General features: G+C 65.6%; 14 protein-coding genes. 9 read left to right on the top strand and 5 right to left on the bottom strand.

The window, feature by feature from the left end; all coding sequences use genetic code 11:
* Positions 1 to 72 precede the first annotated feature (72 nt).
* Positions 73 to 3,525: a DUF748 domain-containing protein gene (locus BZG29_RS14025; RefSeq protein ID WP_253192576.1), complete on the bottom strand. Its 3,453-nt coding sequence runs from the start codon at positions 3,523 to 3,525 to the stop codon at positions 73 to 75.
* A gap of 276 nt (positions 3,526 to 3,801) precedes the next feature.
* Between BZG29_RS14025 and BZG29_RS14030 the strand changes: the two genes are divergently transcribed.
* The 7 genes from BZG29_RS14030 to BZG29_RS14060 all read left to right on the top strand — a co-directional run bounded on the left by BZG29_RS14030 (position 3,802) and on the right by BZG29_RS14060 (position 12,527).
* A complete protein-coding gene (locus BZG29_RS14030) occupies positions 3,802 to 5,925 on the top strand; it encodes a TonB-dependent siderophore receptor (protein WP_366928654.1) in 2,124 nt (707 codons plus the stop codon).
* A 55-nt stretch (positions 5,926 to 5,980) separates the two neighbouring features.
* Positions 5,981 to 6,376, top strand: a complete 396-nt coding sequence (locus tag BZG29_RS14035; protein WP_077403781.1) for a DUF2946 domain-containing protein — start codon at positions 5,981 to 5,983, stop codon at positions 6,374 to 6,376.
* A gap of 93 nt (positions 6,377 to 6,469) precedes the next feature.
* The gene (locus tag BZG29_RS14040; protein ID WP_077403784.1) at positions 6,470 to 8,557 is read left to right on the top strand and encodes a TonB-dependent receptor; all 2,088 of its coding nucleotides are present in this window, start codon (positions 6,470 to 6,472) and stop codon (positions 8,555 to 8,557) included.
* Between the two features lie 294 nt (positions 8,558 to 8,851).
* The gene (locus tag BZG29_RS14045) at positions 8,852 to 9,283 is read left to right on the top strand and encodes a hypothetical protein (protein ID WP_077403787.1); all 432 of its coding nucleotides are present in this window, start codon (positions 8,852 to 8,854) and stop codon (positions 9,281 to 9,283) included.
* A 121-nt stretch (positions 9,284 to 9,404) separates the two neighbouring features.
* A complete protein-coding gene (locus tag BZG29_RS14050; protein ID WP_077403790.1) occupies positions 9,405 to 10,736 on the top strand; it encodes a D-serine ammonia-lyase in 1,332 nt (443 codons plus the stop codon).
* The gene (dsdC, locus tag BZG29_RS14055; protein WP_077403793.1) at positions 10,736 to 11,671 is read left to right on the top strand and encodes a DNA-binding transcriptional regulator DsdC; all 936 of its coding nucleotides are present in this window, start codon (positions 10,736 to 10,738) and stop codon (positions 11,669 to 11,671) included. Before BZG29_RS14050 ends, dsdC begins: the two co-directional genes overlap by 1 nt.
* A 43-nt stretch (positions 11,672 to 11,714) precedes the next feature.
* Complete coding sequence (locus tag BZG29_RS14060; protein WP_077403796.1) at positions 11,715 to 12,527, top strand: ferritin-like domain-containing protein; 813 nt, start codon at positions 11,715 to 11,717, stop codon at positions 12,525 to 12,527.
* A 26-nt stretch (positions 12,528 to 12,553) separates the two neighbouring features.
* Here BZG29_RS14060 and BZG29_RS14065 read toward each other — a convergent pair whose 3' ends face one another.
* Positions 12,554 to 15,979, bottom strand: a complete 3,426-nt coding sequence (locus BZG29_RS14065) for a hypothetical protein (protein WP_077403799.1) — start codon at positions 15,977 to 15,979, stop codon at positions 12,554 to 12,556.
* A 264-nt stretch (positions 15,980 to 16,243) separates the two neighbouring features.
* Here BZG29_RS14065 and BZG29_RS14070 point away from each other — a divergent pair, with 264 nt between their 5' ends.
* Positions 16,244 to 16,474 (top strand): hypothetical protein, encoded by a 231-nt coding sequence (locus BZG29_RS14070; RefSeq protein ID WP_150130906.1) that lies wholly within the window; start codon positions 16,244 to 16,246, stop codon positions 16,472 to 16,474.
* A gap of 4 nt (positions 16,475 to 16,478) precedes the next feature.
* Here BZG29_RS14070 and BZG29_RS14075 read toward each other — a convergent pair whose 3' ends face one another.
* Complete coding sequence (locus BZG29_RS14075; RefSeq protein ID WP_077403805.1) at positions 16,479 to 17,528, bottom strand: DNA topoisomerase IB; 1,050 nt, start codon at positions 17,526 to 17,528, stop codon at positions 16,479 to 16,481.
* A gap of 92 nt (positions 17,529 to 17,620) precedes the next feature.
* Between BZG29_RS14075 and BZG29_RS14080 the strand changes: the two genes are divergently transcribed.
* Positions 17,621 to 18,004 carry a DUF1232 domain-containing protein gene (locus BZG29_RS14080; RefSeq protein WP_046685558.1) on the top strand — a complete coding sequence of 128 codons (384 nt, stop codon included), beginning with the start codon at positions 17,621 to 17,623 and terminating at the stop codon, positions 18,002 to 18,004.
* Here the strand turns inward: BZG29_RS14080 and BZG29_RS14085 are convergent.
* Positions 18,001 to 19,191: a serine hydrolase gene (locus tag BZG29_RS14085; protein ID WP_077403808.1), complete on the bottom strand. Its 1,191-nt coding sequence runs from the start codon at positions 19,189 to 19,191 to the stop codon at positions 18,001 to 18,003. The genes BZG29_RS14080 and BZG29_RS14085 overlap by 4 nt on opposite strands.
* Positions 19,192 to 19,313: 122 nt before the next feature.
* Positions 19,314 to 20,609, bottom strand: a complete 1,296-nt coding sequence (locus BZG29_RS14090; RefSeq protein ID WP_077403811.1) for a cation:proton antiporter — start codon at positions 20,607 to 20,609, stop codon at positions 19,314 to 19,316.
* Positions 20,610 to 20,619: the final 10 nt, after the last annotated feature.

Consider the following 20,619-nt stretch of genomic DNA (forward strand, 5'->3'; position numbering starts at 1 on the left):
TGAACGCTATGGGATGAATGGAACCCACAGGCAAAGAGCCGGGGTCAGACCCGACGGGTCTGACCCCAGATTTTATTTCGCGGCCAATCCCAGTTTCAGCCCCACCAGCTTGCCCGGCGCAGCCTCCGTTTTTTCCGGCGCACCCGCGCTGATCCTGGCCGCCGGCGTGCCGTCCTGCTGCAAAGCGGCCAGAATCGCCGCGCTGCGCTGGGCGCCCAGTTTATTCAAGGCGTCGGCAGGCAGCGGCTGCTTGGCTTCCAGCTGCTCGCGCAAGCCGGTATAGAAAGCGCCCGTGTCGGCCACTTGCGGCTCGCCCTCGATCAGCTTGCCCAGGCGTTGCAGGACGGGGATTTTGGCCGTCGCCGGAGCGGAGGCGCTGGCGGAGGCTGCCGCCGCTGCGGCTGGTACGGCCGACTCCGCCGCTTTCTTTTGCTTGTCCAGCTCGGCCTTGCCGAAGCGTTCGCCGTACAGGTCGCGCAGGGCGCCCCGTATCTTGCGTTCGCCCAGGTTCAACGGTCCCGGTTCCTCGCCCGCTTCCAGCTTGATGCCGGCCTTGGCGGCGACGGCGCGGCGCACGGCCTGGGCGCGCAGGGCGGCCGCATCCGTGTCGCTGTACTGGCCCGGCACGGCCAGCTTCAGCTGTTCGCGCTTGGCGAGGATTTGCGCCACCTGCTTGAGCTTTTCCCGCTCCGGCGGCAGCAGCACGGCGCTGCCCGCGTCAAAATCGATGGCTTCGAGCTTGTCGGCGCTGATGCCCAGCAAGTTGCCCAGCGCGCGGAACGGCGCCGTGACGATTTTCGTCAGCACATTGCCCACGGCTTTCCAGATCAGGGCGCCATAGCTGAATTGCGGGTCGTTCATGTCGCCCGAGACAGGCAAGCCCAGGTCGATGCGCCCGTCGCTATCCTTGAGGATGGCCAGCGCCAGTTCCAAAGGCAGTTTCAGGGCGTCCGGGCTGTCGATGCGCTCGCCCAGGGTCAGCTTGTCGAGCACGATCTGGTTGGTGCCGTCGAGCTGGCGGTTGCGCACCTTGTATTGCAAGTCCAGCGAAATCTTGCCTTCAGCCACTTTATAGCCGGCGAACTTCATCGTGTACGGCGAAGCGGACACCATGTCGACGTTCTTGAACACCACGTTCAAGTCCGTGTTGTCGGTCGGGGCGAAGGGGTTCAATTGGCCACGCACGCGGGCCAGGCCGAATTCGTCGATGCGGCCGTCGAGTTCGATCTGGCTGCGCGCATCGCGTTTCGTCGACAGGCCCGTGACGACGCCGTTGAGTTCATAAATCTTGGCGGCGAACTGGGGCCGCAAGCTCAGGTCGGCAAAGTCCAGCTTGGCATTCTGCAGGCGCACGCGGCGCACGCGCACGGGGAAGGCGGCGTCGGCGGCCGGCGTGGCGGTGGCCGACGGCGCGGGCGCGGCCGGTTCCGGCGCTTTCACCAGCAAGCGCTGGGCGTTCAGGCTGCGGTCGTTTTCGATGATTAGCTGGGCGTTCGGTTCGACCACGCGCAATTCGGGGATGTCGACGAAATCGGGGCCGACGCTGGCCGTCAGCTTGTCGGCGCGCACGCTTTTCCATGAGGCAAAGCGCTTGCCATCCGTTTCATTGAGCACGAGGCCGGCGATATCCACGCCGCCCACATAGCGTACTTTCGGCGCTTTCGGCGCGCCGCCGCCCGTCGTCAGGCGGCCGCTGCCGGAGAGCGAGCCGCCCGCCAGCTTCAGTTTCAGATGTTGCGCCAGCAAGGGTTGCACGGGGGCCAGGGTCAGCTGTTTCAAGTTCAATTGGGCATCGACGGCGCCCGTGCCCGGCACGAACTTGCCGTTGGCAGTGAGCAAGCCGCCTTCGCGCAGGCCCACGCCCAGTTCGAACGGCAGCGCCTGCTGCATATCGTTGCTGACGTTGTGCAGGGACAGGCGCGCGTCCTGCAGCGTGCCCTTGATGCCGGTGCTTGCATCATCGAAACGGGCGCCGAACCTGCTCAGCTCTACCTTGTCTACCTTGGTGGACCACGGCGCGGAAGCGGTTTCCTTGCCTGCGTCGGCCTTGCTGGAGGCAAACACGGGCAGCTTTTGCGCAATCGCAAAGTCTCCCTGGCGGTTGCGCGCCAGGTCGATCTGCGCGCCGCTGGCCGTCACGGCACCCAGGTGCACGGCATGCGCCGCCAGGTCGATCTTGCCTTCCGTAAAGCCCAGCTGGGCCAGCTTGAACGGCGTTTGCGCGCCGCGTTGCATGGCCAGATCGGCCAGGCTGAAATTGGCGCCGTCGATCACGGTGGCCATGCCCGCTGGCCCCTGTTGCAAGCCCAGCTGCAGTTGCAGCTGCAACTGTCTTGCGCTCAATTGCAGGGCGGGCGTGACGGTTTCATCGATGGCGGACACGTCCACGTTGGCCAGCGCCAGCTGTTTTAGATCTACCTTCCACTTGCCAGGCTTGGCTGGTGCGGCGGCCGATGCTGCGGGTGCGGGATTGCCCGGCAGCATCAGGTTCGCCACGTCGATCTCGCCCTTGCTGTCGCGGCGCACGGCCACCTTGCCGCCGTACAAGTTGATTTTATCCACCGTGACGTTCTGGCGCGCCAGGTCGGCGTTCACGCCGGCGATGCCCAGGGTGTCCAGCGATGTAAATGGCGCGCCCTTGCCGTCTTGCACCAGCGCCAGGTCGCGCAAGGCCAGGCCCGCGCCTTTGACCGTCGCTTGCAGCGTGCCGTCGGCATAGGAAAAGGCGTAGGGCAGGCGCGCCGACAGCTTGCCGCTCGCGACCGTGGCGCGCGTATAGGCTTTCAGATAGGCGGCCAGGCCGGGCAGGGAAGCGTCGTTCAGTATCAGTTCACCTTCCCCCCGGATCGGGCTGAGCGAGGCCGTGCCGCGCCAGTGCAGCTTGCCGCCGCGCGCCGCGTCGGCGCTGAGGCTGTAGCTGCCGTTGGCGTCGGGCAGGGTGGAAATATTGTCGAGCGTAAAGTTGATGGGCGTGAAGTTGTCCGCATAGCCCGCCTTCTGGTCGTGCCAATCCACTTTGCCTTGTTCCAGCGCAAAGTGGGCGATGACGAGGCGCGGCATGCCGCCTTCGCTTTTTTCCGGATGGTTGCGTTGCCAGGTGGCCAGCACTTCGGCCAGGTTGAATTTGCCGTCCGGCGTGATCGTCAGCTGGGCTTGCGGCGCCGTGATGCGGATTTCCGCCAGGCTCCAGGCGCGGCGCACGATGGATTTCCACTCCAGTTGCACGGCCAGGGCGCCGATGGACAGCAGCGGCGCATTGTTTGCGCTGGCCGCTTCCTTGAAAGCGATCTGATCCGCTTCCAGGCGCAGGGTAAACGGGTTGAAGCGCACGTCGGCGATGCTGGCCTGGCGCGCGAGTTCTTTCTCTGCAAATTTGGGCAGTTGGTGTTTGATGACGTAGGGCACCAGCCAGAAGCCGGCCGCGCTGTAGGCGGCCAGGGCGCAGCCGGTGCCGACGGCCCAGCGCTGCCAGCGTTTCCAGCGAAATGTTTTCGTCTGCACGCTTTTGTTGTCGATTGTATTCACGAACTTACCTTTTGATCTTGTTGGGCGGCGCGTCCTGCGCGCCGTGACTGTCAGTATGCCTCTTTGCGGCCTCGTCTGCAAAATCCAAACGTGTTCAAGTGATAACAGGCGGCCTGGCGGACTGTTTATCTTATGAAATTCTCAGATTCTCACGAATTGTCACTTATTTATTGCGAATGATTCTCGTTACGGATATTATGCGCGGTAACTTGAAGTTTCCTTCTATCACTTTTCTTTGTCGAAAGACCCGTTTATATGCGCGCAGCTTTCCCTTCCTTGCAACTACTTCCAGTGGCTGCCGCCTTGTCGCTGGCTTTCGCTTCCCACACGGCCTGCGCCGCCAATGGCGCCAGCGGCCAGGATGACTTGACGGCTGGCGATGAGAAAGTCATGCAGGCGGTGCAGGTGACGGGTGCCCGCGCGCAAGGCCTGGTGCCCGTGACCACGGAGGCGGGCAGTTTTCGCGGCGCCAACATCATGGATGTGCCGTCGACCGTCAACGTGATCACGCGCGCATTGCTGGAACAGCAAGCCGTGTCCGGCCTGTACGACGCCGTGCGCAATACGGCGGGCGTGACGCGCCAGCAAAACGGCGGCGAAACGTGGGATCAGTTGGTCATCCGCGGCATCGCCGTGGAAAACCGCACGAATTACCGCCTCAACGGTTCCATGCCCATCATGAACTTCTCGCAAGTGCCCATGGAAAACAAGGAAAGGGTGGAAGTGCTGAAGGGCGCCTCGGCCCTGTACTACGGTTTTACGTCGCCGGCCGGCGTCGTCAACTTCGTCACCAAGCGGGCCGGCAGCCAGCCCGTCACGAGCATGGGCTTGAGTCTCGATGACCGGGGCAGTGCCGTGGCGCATGTCGACGTGGGCCGCCGTTTCGGCGCGCAGCAGGAATTCGGCGTGCGCATCAACGCGGCCGGCGGCACCCTGGGTTCCTACCTCGATCATGTCGGCAATGGCAACCGCAGCTTTCTCTCCACCGCGCTGGACTGGCGGGTGACAAATAAACTGCTGTTGAAGGCGGACCTGGAATACGACCGCCGCAAGGTGACGGAACAGGCGGGCGTGGCCTTGCCGGCCGCCGTCAAAGGCATGATCAGCCTGCCGCGCGCCGTCGACCCGCGCCAGCTGATCGGCCCCGACTGGTCGAATTTCGAGGCGCAGACGAAAAACGCGCAATTGCGCGCCGACTACGCCATTACGGACGGCTGGGCCTTGACGGTGGAAGCGGGCCACTCGGAAACGGCGCGCGACCGCCGCCTGGCGATCTTTCGCCTGAATAACGCGGCGGCCCTGGCCACGGGCGCGGGCCGCATCACGGGCAATATCCAGCACAGCGTGACGGCGTCGGATCTGCTGCGCGCGGAACTCGCCGGCAATTTCAATACGGGTTTGATTGCCCACGAACTGACCCTGGGCGCCTCGCGCACGGACAAATCCCAGGATCCTATCTACCAGAGCAACTACACGATCGCGGCGCAAAACCTGTACCAGCCCGTGCCCGTGACGAATGTCGTGTTCGGTCCCAAGCCGACGGCGCCCACGACGGCCGCGCTCGACACGCGCGACACGGGCTTGTACGCGCTCGACCGCATGGTCTTCAGCCCGCAATGGCAAAGCGTCATCGGCGTGCGCCGCAGCAGTTATCAAAGCGACCAGGGCGCCAGCCACTACGACGTCAGCAAAACGACGCCGATGGCCTCATTGATCTACAAGGCCACGCCCGAACTGTCGTTCTACGCCTCGACGGCGCGGGGGCTGGAAGAGGGCGAGACGGGCCCGACGGGCACCGTCAACCAGGGCGTCAAGATGGCGCCGGGCGTGAGCAAACAAAAGGAACTGGGCGCGCGCTGGCTGACGCCGGGCGGCACCTTGCTGTCGGCCGCGCTGTTCGACATCACGCGCCCCGGCTATTACACGAATAGCAGCAATGTCTTCACGTCGGATGGCGAACAGCGCTATCGCGGCCTGGAAATCTCGACGCAAGGCAAGCTGACGCGCCAGCTGTCGTGGCAGACGTCGGCCCAGCTGCTCGACCCGCGCTTTGCGCACATCAACGCCGACTACAACGGCAAGGCGCCGGAAAACGCGTCGAAACGCACGGCCAGCGCCTTTCTCGCCTACGCGTTTGATGCGGTGCCTGGCCTGTCCGTCAACGGCGGCGCGTATTATTACAGCGCCCGTCCCGTCAACGACCTGAACCAGGCTTTCCTCGGCGGCGTGAGCCTGTTCAGCGCGGGCGCCCGCTATGCGAGCACGGTCATGAACAAAGCCGTCGTGTGGCAGCTGAACGTGGAAAACGCGGCGGACAAGCGCTACTGGGCTGGCGCCGGCACGCGTCTGGCATCGGGCGCCCCGCGCGCTATCAAGCTGAGCTTGAAGGTGGATTTGTAAGCCAGGCTTGACCTGCACCCTGTGCGCAGGGGGCTTGCCCTGATACAATGTTGCCATGTTCATCAGCAAAGGCAAGGCCAGCATCGTCCTGTGGATCGCGTGTATCGCCATCTTCCTGGCCACGCTCGCCCCTACGGTGTCGCGCGCGCTGACGGTCGCCAGCGGCCTGGCCGTGCCCAGCCTGGAAATCTGCTCGGTGGCGGGCGGCATGAACATGCTGCCGGCAACGTTTTCCACGGACGCGCCCGATACTTCCAAGGGCGGCATGCGCATGGGCGATTGCCCGTGCTGCAGCATGCATGCCGACACCTTGTCGATACCGCCTACCTCGCTCGTGCTCGCGTCAGGCGAGCTCATCACGGGCTTGCTGCCCGAGCTGTTCTACCAATCCGCCACGCCGCTGTTCGCCTGGACGCCCGTCCAGCCCCGTGGCCCGCCCGCCGCTTTCTGATCTGTCCCTTTCCCTGAACTGCCTTGCGCCGCGCGGCACTGTGCTGCGCTTGCGCCTGTTCGTCTTACCCATACAGAAACTGAAAGCAGCACCATGAAACATTTACCGTTATTGATTTCCCTCGCCCTCGCCATGCCTGCCGTGGCGCAAACGCGTACTGAAGCCGGCACCACCGTCTTGCCCGAAATGAAAGTCATCGTCACGGCCATAGTCGACGGCTACCGTCCTGCTGCCGACACGGCATTAATGCTGTCGAGCACCCCCGGCTACAGCGTGGCGGCCGGAGGCGGCGTGTCCGGCTTGCCAGTGGTCAACGGTTTTGCCGATGACCGCCTCAAGATTCGCATCGACGGCATGGAATTGACGTCGGCCTGCGCCAATCATATGAATGCGCCGCTGTCCTACATTGATCCGCAACAAGTGCAGCGCATCCGCCTGATCGCCGGCGTGACACCCGTCAGCGCAGGCGGCGACAGCATCGGCGGCACCATCGAGGTGCAATCGAACGCGCCCGTGTTCGCCCAGCCCGGCGCGGGCTTGCTCACGCAAGGCAGCTTTGCCGTGTCGGGACGCAGCGTCAACAACAGCGTGGCGACCAGCGTGCATGCGTCGGCCGCCAGCGACACCTTGAGCGTCGGCTACAGCGGCGCTTACACGCGCGGCCACAGCTATGAAGATGGGCATGGCAACTCCGTGCTGGCCAGCATGTATGAAAGCATCAACCAGTCCATCGTGCTGGCGGCGAAAGGCGATGGCCAGCAGCTGACCCTGCGCGCCGGCGTGCAGCACATCCCGTACCAGGGTTTTCCCAATCAGTACATGGACATGACGGACAACCACGGCCAGTTCGCCAACCTGGCTTACCAGGGCACGTTTGCCTGGGGCATGTTCGATGCGCGCGCCTACTGGCAGCAGACGGACCATGAGATGGGCTTCTTCAGCAGCGAGCGCAAGGGTTCGATGCCGATGATTACGCACGGGCGCAACACCGGTTATGCCTTGATGGCCAGCCTGCCGACGGCGGCGGGCGAGTTGCGCCTGGGCCAGGAATGGCACGGCTTCCGCCTCGACGACTACTGGCCGGCCGTGCCCGGTTCCATGATGATGGGGCCGCGCACCTACCTGAACATCAACGACGGCAAGCGCGACCGCACCGTGCTGTTTGGCGAGCTGGAAACGCGCCACGATGCGCGCTGGACCAGCGTGCTGGGCTTGCGCGGCGAATCCGTGCGCATGGACACGGGCGACGTGCAATCGTACGGCACCAACATGATGAACATGCCGGACCTGATGGCCGCCAAAGCCTTCAATGCGCGCAGCCGCAGCCAGCGCGACACGAATATCGATGCCACGGCGCAAGCGACGTTTGCGCCGGACGCCGCCAGCAGCTATGAATTCGCGCTGGCGCGCAAGGTGCGCTCGCCCAACCTGTACGAGCGTTACTCGTGGGGCCGCGGCTCGATGGCCATGACCATGACCAACTGGTTTGGCGACGGCAACGGCTATGTGGGCAGTATCGACCTGAAACCCGAGACGGCTTACACGGCGGCGTTCACGGCCGACTGGCATGGCGGCGGCGAGGAGGGCTGGTTCCTGCGCGTCAACCCGTATTACAGCAAGGTCGACAATTACATCGACGTCGACGTGCTGGCGTCTTTCCACCAGTATATGAAAATGGGCGCGAACGGCAACTTGTTGCGCTTTGCCAACCACGACGCCAAATTGTACGGCGCGAATGTGGCCTGGCAGTTGCCGCTGGCCAGCAGCGCGCGCTGGGGCCGTTTCATGGCGACGGGCAATGCCGCTTACACGCGGGGCAAGCGCAGCGATGGCGGCGATTTGTACCGCATGATGCCGTTCAACGCCTTGCTGGCCGTCGAGCACAAGCTGGGCGCCTGGAGCAGCCGCATCGAAACGAAGATCGTGGCCCGCAAGGACAAGGTCGATGCCCGGCGCTTCGAACCGGAAACGGGCGGCTATGCGCTCGTCAACCTGCGCAGCAGCGTGGCATTGAACAAGATGGCCAGCCTGAGCGCCGGTGTCAGCAACCTGTTCAACCGCGCCTATGCGGACCCGCTGGGCGGCGTGTACTTGTCCGGCCTGAAGGCGAACGGCGGCGCGCTGCAAGCCTTGCCGGCCGAGGGCCGGTCGATTGATGTGGGGCTGCAGCTGAAGTTCTAAGCCCGGCAGTCAGACGTGGCGCCTTCCAGTTGCCGACGCGGGAGGGGAAGGCGCCTGCCGAATGCACCGCATCGGCGCTGGCCAGGTGCTTGTGACAATGTGTGCATGTTTCTTCTTGGTAATTTGTTATGCTGCATGGCGTCCTGTTTTCGGCGTTTGCCGCACAGGCGGGCGATGGCGAGGCATGCGGGTGTGGTCTGAAGTGGGCGCCGTGCCGCTAAAGCCGTAAGGGGACTATTTCTCCTGGTTAATTCATCGTCGTCCTGCTAAACCCGTTCGTGCCATCGGAAACCTGTGAAATATCAAAAAATACTCGGCGAAGATGCCGCCGCCATCGTGCTGTCCCTTGGCGTTGTTGCATATGTGGCATCCCTGTTTTTAACGGCAATCGTGGACTCCCACGAAGTCTTGCTGGGCGGGGGCGTGTTGTTGCTCGGCTGGCTAGGGCCGTTGGCCGGCAGTTTTGCCTGGTTTGCCAATCCGCTGCTTATTTTTGCCATGTACTTTTCGAAAGAGAAGCCCAGTGCCGCGATGCTGGCTGTCTTTTTTGGCTTTGCGCTGGCACTGACCACCTTTGGCATTGAAGCAATTCCTAGTGATAATGGTTCTTATGCGGTGCTGGGATTCGGCGCCGGATGCTATCTTTGGCTGGCCTGTTTTCCAGCCGTGTTTATCGCATCGTTCTTAAGCAGCAGAAAATCCAGGGCGCTTGCTCTTGGCAAATAGCCTTGTTTTTTCTGTTGCGGCATGACAGGTGATCTCCCGTCACCCATTGCCTGATCAACCATCGTTTGCCAGGCGCGCCCGGATGCGGTCTAATCATGGCCTGTCCCTACACGAGCTTGCCATGCTGCCCACTTCCGCCATCGCCGCACTGTGCGAAAAATTTCCCCTGATTACAGAACTGATGGCCTTGCAGCCCTTGAGCTGGTTCAATCCCCGCATTGCACCGGCGGCCGAGGCCTTGCACGACGTGGGCTTGACGGCGGCCGACGTGGCCGACGCCAGCGCGCGCCTGGCGCGTTTTGCGCCGTATCTGGCGAAGGCGTTTCCGGAAACGGCGGCCAGCGGCGGCGTCATCGAGTCGCCCGTCGTGCCGCTGCCCGCCATGCAGGCGGCGCTGGGTTGGGCGTCAGGCATGACGAGCGGTCAGCTATGGCTCAAGCAGGATAGCCATCTGCCCATTTCCGGTTCCATCAAGGCGCGCGGCGGCATCTATGAAGTGCTGAAGCACGCGGAAACGCTGGCGCTGGACGCCGGCTTGCTGAAGGAGGGCGACGATTACAGCCTGCTGGCCAGCGACGCCGTGCGCGCCTTCTTTGGCCAGTATGCGATCGCCGTCGGCTCCACGGGCAATCTGGGCTTGTCGATCGGCATCATGAGCGCGCGCCTGGGCTTTCGCGCCACCGTGCACATGTCCGCCGACGCGCGCCAGTGGAAGAAGGACAAATTGCGCAGCCACGGCGTCACCGTCGTCGAATACGCGACCGACTACAGCGTGGCCGTGGAAGCGGGGCGCAGGCAGGCGGAGAACGACCCGACCTGCCACTTCGTCGACGATGAAAACTCGCACGATTTATTTCTCGGCTACGCGGTGGCGGGCCAGCGCCTGAAAGCGCAGTTTGACGCTGCCGGCGTCGCGGTGGACGAGGAGCACCCGCTGTTCGTGTACCTGCCGTGCGGCGTGGGCGGCGGCCCCGGCGGCGTGGCCTTCGGCTTGAAGCTGGCCTTTGGCGATGCTGTTCACTGCGTCTTCGTCGAGCCGACCCATTCGCCGTGCATGCTGCTGGGCGTGCACACGGGCTTGCACGAGGGAATCAGCGTGCAGGAAATCGGCATCGACAACGTCACGGCCGCCGATGGCCTGGCCGTGGGGCGCCCGTCCGGTTTCGTCGGACGCGCCATGCAGCGGCTGATCGACGGCTACGCCACCGTCACGGATGAAGAACTGTACCGCTTGCTGGCGACGCTTGAGCAAACGCAAGGCTGGCGCCTGGAACCGTCCGCCGTGGCCGGTTTCGCCGGCATTCCGCACGTGCTGGCCGCACCGCAGTACCAGGCAACGCTGGAAGGCGCCACGCATTTGGTGTGGGGCACGGGCGGCAGCATGGTGCCGGAGCAGGAGATGGCGGCCTACGTGGCGCGCGGCCGCGCCCTGCTGGCGGCCGGAGCCGCTTGATGCCGGCCGGCGCGCCGCGCAGGGCCACGCTTGGGGCCACGCTCACGGCCAGCCAGTTCGCCAACCTGCACACCTTTCTCGTGGCGGCGCGCCATGCCAGTTTCGCGCTGGCGGCGCAGGAACTGGCGCTCACGCCCAGCGCCGTCAGCCACCGCATCGCGCGGCTGGAAGCGGGGCTGGGTCTGCGCTTGTTCGAGCGCCTGACGCGCCAGGTCAGACTGACGCAAGACGGCGAGCGCATCTTCGCGGCCCTGCAAATCGGCTGGGACAGCCTGCAGGCGGCCCTTGCCGGCGGCGATGCGCTGGCGGGCAGCGTCACCGTGCATGCGCGCCCGTCTGTCGCGCAATGCTGGCTGGTGCCGCGCCTGGCGGGCTTCGCTGCGCACTATCCGGACGTGTCGATTGACTTGCGTGTGGGCAATGAAAGCGTGGATTTTCGCGCCGGCCAGGTCGATCTGGCCTTGCACTATGGCGACGGCCACTTTCCCGGCCTCGTATCGCGCAAGCTGATGGATGAATGGCTGGCGCCCGTCTGCAGCCCGCAGTATGCGCGCGACCACGGCTTGCTCGATGCGCCGCACAACTTGCCTGGCGCGACGGTGCTGCACGACACCCTGGCCTGGCCCGCCTGCGCGCCCGATGCCGAGTGGCGGCTGTGGCTGGACGGGCAGGCGCCGGAGGTGACCTTGCCCGCGCGCAGCCTGCGCTTCGACCGCGCCGACCTGTGCGCGCAGGCGGCCATCCACCACGCAGGCGTGGCCATGGGCCGGCGCCAGCTGGTGCAGCCGTGGCTGGCCAGCGGCCAGCTGGTCCTGCCGTTCGGCGGTTTCAACTTGGCCAGCCCGCAGGCGTATTACCTCGTGCACGCCGCGCGCACACCGCTGCCGGCCAGAGTGCAGGCGCTGTCCGACTGGCTGGCGGGGCAGGCAATTTGATACACTGCGGCCCTTGTTGAAGAACCTGTCCGGAAGAACCGCCATGCCACTGCCCTCATCGACCTCCACCGCGCCAGCGGAATTGCGCACGTTTGCGCTCGCTTGCCTGCTCGAACCCGACCCGGCGACGAAGGTGGCGATGGTGGCGGCCATGGCCGCAGCCGAGCTGGCGCTGGACGTCAAGGCGCCGCTGGCGCCCACCGGTGCCGTGCCGGGCCGGCCCGCGCGTCCGGAACTGGTGCCGCCGCGCCTGGTGGGACGGCGCTCGATGATCACGCCGGAAGGGCGCGCCATGCTGGTCCACGCGCTGGCGCACATCGAATTCAATGCGATGAACCTGGCGCTCGACGCCCTGTGGCGCTTCCCGGACCTGCCCGTCGAGTACTACACGGACTGGCTGCGCGTGGCGAAAGAGGAAGCCACGCATTTCGCCATGCTGCAGGCGCATCTGCAGGTGCTGGGCCACACGTATGGCGACTTTCCCGGCCACGACAGCCTGTGGGAAATGGTCGACAAGACGCGCGGCGACGTGCTGGCGCGCATGGCGCTGGTGCCGCGCACCCTGGAAGCGCGGGGGCTGGACGCGATTCCGCCGCTGCGCGCCAAGCTGGCGCAGGCGGGAGACCTGGCCGCCGCCGCCATTCTCGACATCATCCTGCGCGATGAAGTGGGGCACGTGGAAATCGGCAACCGCTGGTACGGTTACCTGTGCGGTCAGCGGGGGCTGGAACTGCGCGCCACCTATGCCGAGCTGGCGCTGCGCTACGAAGCGCCCACGCTGCGCGGCCCGTTCAACCTGGAAGCGCGGCGCCGGGCCGGGTTTTCGGAGCTGGAACTGTCCGACCTGCCTGCCTGAACACGTCCGGGGCGCCGCCCGGCTGTTCAAGGATGGGCCGTCATGCTCAGATGCCAGTGGTGCAAGTGGGACGGGTCGATGCTCACCTTGAGGGGTTTGGTCCACACCGGCACGCCCGGTATCCGCGCGTGCGGCGGGCTGGCGAAACAGCCGTCGATCAGGGCCAGCTTGATGAAGCGGTGGCCGATGTAGACGACGCGCGTGCTGGCGGCGCCCGCTTCCAGGGTCAGCATGGCCCGGTTGGCCGTGATCCACGCGCCCAGCCTGGCCAGTTTCGGCTTTTTCGGCAAGCCGGCCGCCACTTCCGCCTGCGCATCGTTGATCAGCTGCAGAATGGCGGCGCCATTGCCCAGGCCGCCCAGCTCGTCCGAGTAGCCGCCCGCGCCATCCGCGTAGCGCATGTCGATCTGCTGGCCATCGCTGTGGCCGTCGTGGTCGAGGATGGAGCGGCCTGACGCCTCCTGTGTCACGTGCTGGCCGCTGATATCGTTGAAACGGTAGGGTTTTTCCGCCAGCCAGGCGATGCTCAGGCGCGTGGCCCACGAGTCGCCGCCGTCATCGCGCGGCCCGTAGCGCCGCTTCGCCAGCGCCGCCTCGTTGTTGGCAAGATACAGCGGGATAAACGCCGTGCTTCCCTTGAGTTCCACTTGCCCCCCTTCCGCGGGGTCGGACGCGGCGTTGGCATTGCCGACGCGTCCCTTCAGGCGGACGGTGAGCACGGCTTTCCTGTCGATTTTCGGCCCCGGGAAGTCGGGCAGCCTCAGGCGCGGGAAGGTGATCCTGTCCTTGCCGCGGATGTTGGCCTGGCCGAGCAGATTGACCGTGCTGAAGGCCGGGTTGGCGCCATCGGCCGACATGCCGATATTGACCTCGGTCAAGTTGACCCTTTCCGGGGAATAGCGCACTTCCAGTGAGATGGTGTGCCGGTCGGGCGTGTTCTGCGGCACGGACACGTAGGGGCCGGGGAGGTTGTGCGTGAGATTGCGCGGCTGCAGCACGGGATGCAGTTCCGCATTGATCGGGAAGAAGCGCGCCCGCGTGATCTTCAAGCCCTTGCAGGCCAGGCTCAGTTCGACCGTGGTGAGCGTGGCCAGCAGGCTGTCGCCGATATTCGTGGCGCTGACGGCGCCCGTGATGACGAGCGGCCCCGTCCTGGTTTCCTGGCTGACATCCACGCATTCCGTCCTGACGGTGCTGCCTTGCGTGAAATGCGACTGGTTGACGGCGCCCATGTTTGCCAGGTCGACGCCCGGCAAGCCGACCACGACGTAGGCCCAGGTATCGTTGTACTGGCTTTGCTGGGTCGTGTAGGTGGGATATTCCGCCGTCCTGACGGTGATTTTCACGCCCACGTCCTGCGTGCCTTTCGGTACCGTGTAGCTGAAGGGCCGCACGACGGTCTGGTTTTGCGGGCCGGCCGTGGCGGTGAAGGACTGGGTGCCGTCCTCGTCCTCATCCTGCGGCGTGGCCGGTGCCGGCGCGGCCATGGTCTGCGCCGCTTGCCGCGCCGGCGGTGCGGCGCCATCCTGCGTCACGGCTGCGGCGGTCCATGGCGCCGTCGGCGCCTGCAAGCCGGGGCCGGCGGCATACGGGTAGGTGATGCCGACGTTGACGATGGTGCTGGTGGGGAAGATGGCCGTGCTGATGCCGACGACATTCGGATGGTCCAGGTCGTTCAGGGTCAGCTGGTAGGTGTCGGGAATGACGCCGTCGAAATGGAAGGCGCCCGCCGCGTCGATCACGGCCACGCGGCGCAGGTGGAAGTTATAGCCTGTGAGCAAGATTTTCTTGCCGGCCAGGCCGCTGGCGTTGCCGCCTGCCGGCGTGCGCATCTGGCCCTGCAGCACGGTAGCGGCCTTGATGACGGTGAGTGCGTACGACGCGGCAAATTCGCCATCCTGCGTGACAAAATTCAGGTGCAACTGCAGTGCGCCGGCCGGCAGTACGTTCAGCAGTTGCTGCATGGCCGTGGCGCTGATGCTGAAGCTGCCCGTGTCCGGATGAAAGACCCAGTAGGGATGAATGGCCACCGTCGCGCCGCCTTGCGCCGCCAGGAAACCGCTGCTGTCGTTGCGCAGGTTCATCGGCGCCACGCCCTCGAGGCGGAAGGAGAGGCCGCCAGGCTGCAGCGTATTGTTCGGCCCCAGGCCGCCGATGGCCAGCTTCGGCGGCGCGGGCGGCAGCGAGCCGTTCTCGAGCGGCTCGACATACACTTGCAGGGCGGTCGGCAGCTCGCTCTGGATCAGCAGGTCGAGGGTGGTGACGATGTTGCCCTTGGTGACAAAAAACTGCGCGTGCTGGTCTTCGCCCGTGTCGCCCGGGGTGGAAAAGCGCAGGCTGCCATCTTTCAGCAGCACGTCCGTCACGGCGCCGCTGACCGCGACCTTGTCGGCGCCAGCTGGAAAGCCCAGTTCGGCCAGCGGCAGGCTGACCACCTGCGCCGGGCGCGCGGGGTCGAGCGCCACGCTGGCGCCGGACGTGATGTTCCACGCCAGGCCGCCAAGCTCGAACGGACGCGTGCGATCGATGCGCAGGGTGATGGTGTCGTCGGGAGTGACAGTCGCGCCCGCGTCCATGCCGCCGGCCAGCACGCTGTCGTCCACGATGCCGGCGCCGGCGGGCACGCTGGTCAGGATGGCGCGCACGTTGCTTGCCGCTTCGCTGCCATTGTTGCGGATGCTGATGCGGAACGTGTATTCGTAGATGCGGCGGTTGATGCGCTGCTCGTCGACCTTGTGCAGTGCCGTGACCGTGAAGGGACCGGCAGCCAGGCCGGCGTCCGCGCTGGCCGCCAGGGGCACGGCCGTGTCCGGCCCCGGCAGCGTCTTCGCATCCGCCGCCAGCATGACTTTCGGCGTGGGCGGCTGCGTCGGATCGTCCGAACCGCCGCAGGCGCACAGGCCCGCAGCCAGCAATGGGACCAGCGCGGCGGCGGCCAGTTGCCGGCGCCGCAGGCACAGCATGGCCAGCACGCCGGCCAGCAGCAGCCATGGTGTGGAGGGCAGGGCGATGGCGGCCGGCTGCGTGCTGCCGGAGTCGAGTTCGATGAAGGAAACGGGGTCGAGGATGGAAAACGGCTGGGCGCGGGGCCTGCCCGCGCCCAGGTAGTCGAAGGTGACGGAAAAGCCCGTGGCCGTGGCGCCGGGATGGATGCCGCCGGCCAGCGCCAGCGCGTCGAGGTAGCCGCTGGCGGGGATGGCGGGATCGGGCTGCGCCAGCAGCATGTCCCAGCCTGGCGCCGTGGAGACGTTGCGCAGGCTGGCGTACTGGCCCACGCTGAAGAACAAGGTGAATTCCCCGATGGGCACGCTCAGGGTGGTATTGCTGACCGTATAGTCGTAGCGCCACTGCGTGCCGCCCAGCGTGGTTGCCGTGTAGCCGATGCTGCTGCTGTGCGCGGCGGACATCGCGCACAGCAGCAGCGCCAGCAGCGCCTGTTTGATAACACCCATGATTGTTCCCCCGTTGACCGGCGCCAAGCGTGCCCAGGCAAGAGGTCAAGCAGGAAGCGTTCCCGTACAAATTGTGCTGTAAAAACAAGGGTTTGGCTGAAACAGGCCGGCGCCGGTGTCAAATCTGCCGACACCGGTCTTTATGGCTGAGCCTGTCAGCGCTGTCCTACTTATCTTGTCGAAACTGTCTGATTGTATGCCTTGCGGAAACACGCGATGATGCTGTTCATGCTGCAACAGCCAACCAGTCCGACGGAGTATGCGATGCAAAAGCCAGTCCAGTCCATCCACGTGAACAAGCCGTTCCTGCTGATTTGCCTGTTTACTTTCTCGACCCTGGCGGCCACCTTGATCAATATGGACGAAGCGCGGACGGACGATGCCGTCCCGGCGCCCGTGGCGCGCGATGGGGGGCACGGCGCCTTGCCCGTGTGCCGCAGCGACGCCCTCACACTGTCGGCCCGGTGCCAGCCCCAGCCCGCCCGCCAGGCTTGATGGGTCAAGCCTGCAGGCGCTGCTGCAGCAAGGCCAGCACGGCCGCTTCTTCCGGCGCCAGCGCCGGCAAGTTTTCCTGTAATTGCTGCCGCGCCCGCGCGCGCATGCCTTCCCATAAACTGCCATCCAGATACGATTCCAGCACGGCCGGGTGCACATAGCACTTGCGGCAGATGGTCGGCGTGTTGCCCAGTTTTTTTGCCACCGACTCGATCGCCTGCACGATGTTTTTCTTCGCTTGCGCCTCGGAATCGACCTGCTCGAATGCCTGCAGGGCCAGCGCGGCCAGCAGGGTGCCGGACCAGGTGCGGAAATCCTTGGCCGTGTAGTCTTCGCCCGTCACCTCGCGCAGATAATCGTTGACGTCGCCCGAATCGACGCCGTGGCGCGCGCCATCCTCATCGACATATTGAAACAGTTCCTGCCCGGGCAGCTCGCGCATGCGCGCAAGCACCCTGGCCAGGCGCCGGTCGCTCAGGCGGATATCGTGGCGCACGCCGCTCTTGCCCTTGAAGTGGAAGGCCACGGCGCTGCCGTCGAGCTGCACATGGCGCGTGCGCAAGGTCGTCAGGCCGAACGATCGATTGGTGCGCGCATATTCTTCGTTGCCGATGCGCATCATCGTCAATTCCAGCAAGTGCACGATGGTGGCCAGTACTTTTTCACGGGGCAGGCCCGGCAGCTGCATGCCGCGCGCGACGGCGGCGCGGATGGCGGGCAGGGCGCGGCCAAAGCTGAGCATGCGCTCGTATTTCACTTCGTCGCGCACCTGGCGCCAGCGCGCATGGTAGCGGTACTGCTTGCGGCCCCGTGCATCGCGGCCCGTCGCCTGCAGGTGGCCGTTGGCGTGCGGGCAGATCCACACGTCCGTCCAGGCGGGCGGTATGGCCAGTGCCTTGATGCGCGTCAAGGCGGCGGCATCGCGCAGGAACTGGCCGTCCCCGTCGCGGTAGCGGAACTTGCCGGGCTTGCCCAGGCGGGCGATGCCGCTTTGATGGTCGCCCGTATAGCGCAGGCCGGCCGCGCGGGCCGTGGTGGTGGCGGATATTTCCATGACGATAGCTTACCTTGCACGCCGCGCACCGGGCGCGCCGTTATGCTAAGGTGCGCATTCGTAACGCCGTGCGCGGCAGACAGGAGCAGCAGATGTTTGGCAGAAAAAAGAATCTGGAAGAAGACCACGCCCCCCAGGCCGACAAGCAGTATGAAAAGAAGTACACGGATGACAGTTTCTGGGACAAGGTCGTCAAGTTCGCCAAGACGGCGGGGCGCGAAGTCATCGAGAAAGCCCTGTGGCTGTACTACGCGGCGCAGCAGCCGAACACCCCGCTGTGGGCCAAGACGGCCATTTATGGCGCGCTCGGCTACTTCATTTCGCCGATCGACGCGATTCCCGACATCACGCCCGTCGTCGGCTATGCGGATGACCTGGCCGTGCTGGCGGCGGCCGTCGCCACGGTCGCCACCTACATCACGGCCGAGGTCAAGGAACGCGCCGCCGAGAAACTGCGCGGCTGGTTCGGCGCCTAGGCTTTCTTGGCCGCCGGCGCGCCGCTGCCCCCATGGGCCAGCAGGCGCAGCACGACTTCTTTCTGGAAGGAACGAAACTCCTTGTCCGCGCTGACGTTGGCGAAGGCCAGCACGGCCGTCTTGCTGGCGCGGTCGACGCAGACGACGGACGCGGCGCCCGGGTCGCCGCCGCTGTGCGTGGCCAGCGCCCGGCCGTCGACGTCGCGCAAGAGCCAGACGAGGGCCTGGCGCACGGATGAATCGGCGGGCACGACGGGGGCCGCTTGCGGGGCAAAAAACAATTGCAGGGTGGCATCTTGCAGGTAGCGGTGGCCATCGACCCGGCCGCCATTGCTGAAGATGGCCAGGAAACGGGCGAAGTCATGCGCCGAGCTGCGCAGCAGGCCGGCCGGCCAGTCCGGGTAGCCGACGGGCGGCAGCACTTGCAGGCCCGGCTCCTTGTGCGCATAAGGCTGGGCGACGACGGCGCGCCGGGGCAAGCCGGCCAGGCTCCACGCCGTATTGTCCATGCCCAGCGGTTCGAACAGGTGCTCGTGCGTAAAGGCGTCGAGGCCATCGGGGTTCACGCGGCCCACCAGATAGCCGAGCAGGGCGATGCCGACATTGCTGTAGCGCCATTCCGTGCCGGGCCGGGCGGCAAACGACACGTCCGCGTCATACCAGGCGCCGCCGCGCGACAGATAGCCCTTGACGAAGTCGCGCAGGGGCAAGCGCGGGTCGCCCTGCACGGCAAACGCTGTCGTCTTTTCGTACACGGCGTCGGAAATGCCCGAGGTGTGGCTGAGCAAGTGCCGAAAGGTGATGGGCACGTCGGGAAACTTCGGATGCATGAGCGGGAAGTCCAGGTAGGCCGCCACCTTGTCGTCGAGCTGGAAGGCGCCCTGTTCCAGCAGCATCATGACGGCCGCGGCCGTGACGAGCTTGCTGACGGACGCGACATGGAACACCGTGTTGGCATCGGCCTTCTTGCCGGCCTGGATGTCGGCCCAGCCATAGCCGCGCGCGAAAATGGTTTGCTCGCCGCGCACCACGGCCACGCTCATGCCCGGCGTTTCCGTGCGCGCCAGGCCGTCGCGCATGAAGCCGTCAAATTCCGTTTCCCACGCCAGCCTGGCCGGATCGGTGGCGCAGCCCGTTTGCAGCAGGGCCAGTGAGACACCCAGTCCCAGCACGCTTCGTCGTTTCATTGATTCTTTCTTTAGCCATTTTTAATTATCTTAACAATATTTCCGCCCGCCATAGGGGCGATTGACAAATCATTGCTCTGTAGCAATGACAAAAGGGGATTGCCGGCGCTCATTTACACCAGTTATTTGCGCCAGTAGCGTTCCAGCAGCGGTTTGACCGTCAGGCCGTGCGCGACGATGGACAGGATGACGACGACCAGGGTGATGTCGGCCAGTTCGCGCGCCAGGCCCTGCGGCAAGCCATGCGCGATGGCATAGCTGAGGTAGTACAGCGAGCCGATGCCGCGCACGCCGAACCAGGCGGCCAGCCCGCGCAGGCGCACGCTGGTGCCCGAAGCGAGCAAACCGAGCATCACGCTGGCCGGACGCGCCACGAGCAGCAGGAACAGCGCCACGCTCCACGCCTGCCAGCGCCAGGCGGCAGCCGTGACGGCGCCGCCAAGCAACAGCACCAAGGTCAGTTCGGACAGGCGTTCCAGGTGTTCCTTGAAGACGAGCGATTCGCCGCTGACGGTCAGCGTCACCTCGCTGTCGTGCGGCCTGGCGGCGGACGCGGCGTGGGTTTCCCCCGCTTGCAGCAAGCCTTGCCGGTCTTTCGGCGCGCCGGCCAGCCGCAGTTCCGTCTGGCGCAAGGCCACGCCGGCAAAGAACACGGCCAGGAAGCCCCACGCGTGCAGCCAGGTAGTCACGCCGTAGACGAAGGCGATCAGGCCCAGGGCCGCCAGGTCGTCCAGCATGGCGTGTTTCGGCTCCTTGGCGCGCACTTGCCAGCCCAGCCAGGCCAGCAGTGCGCCGCCGGCCGCGCCCAGGGCGATGGCGCCCGCGCTGGCCCAGACCAAATCGCGCCACAGCCAGGTGGCGCCATGGGGACCCAGCTCATGCAAGCCCAGCAATCCCAGGCCCAGCATGACGAAGGGAAAGCCGCTGCCGTCGTTCATGCCCGCCTCGCTGGTGAGCATGAAACGCAATTGCTCGCTGTCGCCCGCATGGCGCAGCTGCACGTCGGTGGCCAGCACGGGGTCGGTGGGCGCGAGGATGGCGCCCAGCAGCACGCCCGCGCCCAGGGGCAGGCCCAGCACCAGGCAGGCGAAGGCGGCCACCAGGGCCACGGAGATGGCCATCGACAGCCAGGCCAGGCGCAGCGACGGCAGCCAGCGCGCCAGGCTGAACGGCACGGGCATCTTCACGCCGGCGGAAAACAGGGAAATGAGGACGGCGATTTCCGTCAGGGTTTCCAGCAGGGGCGCCTGCTGCACCAGGTCGAAGGCAAACAGGCCGAGGAACATGGGCCCCAGCAGCAGGCCCACGCCCAGGTACGCCATGGCCGAAGTCAAGGGCAGGCGCGCGATGCCGTCGGCGCCCAGGCCGCGCGCCAGCATCAGGCAGCCGATCAGGATGAACCAGGCGGTGGTGCTCATGTGAACCATT

The sequence above is a fragment of the Janthinobacterium sp. LM6 genome, from assembly GCF_002002885.1.
In the GTDB taxonomy this organism is placed as follows: Bacteria; Pseudomonadota; Gammaproteobacteria; order Burkholderiales; family Burkholderiaceae_D; genus Janthinobacterium; species Janthinobacterium kumbetense.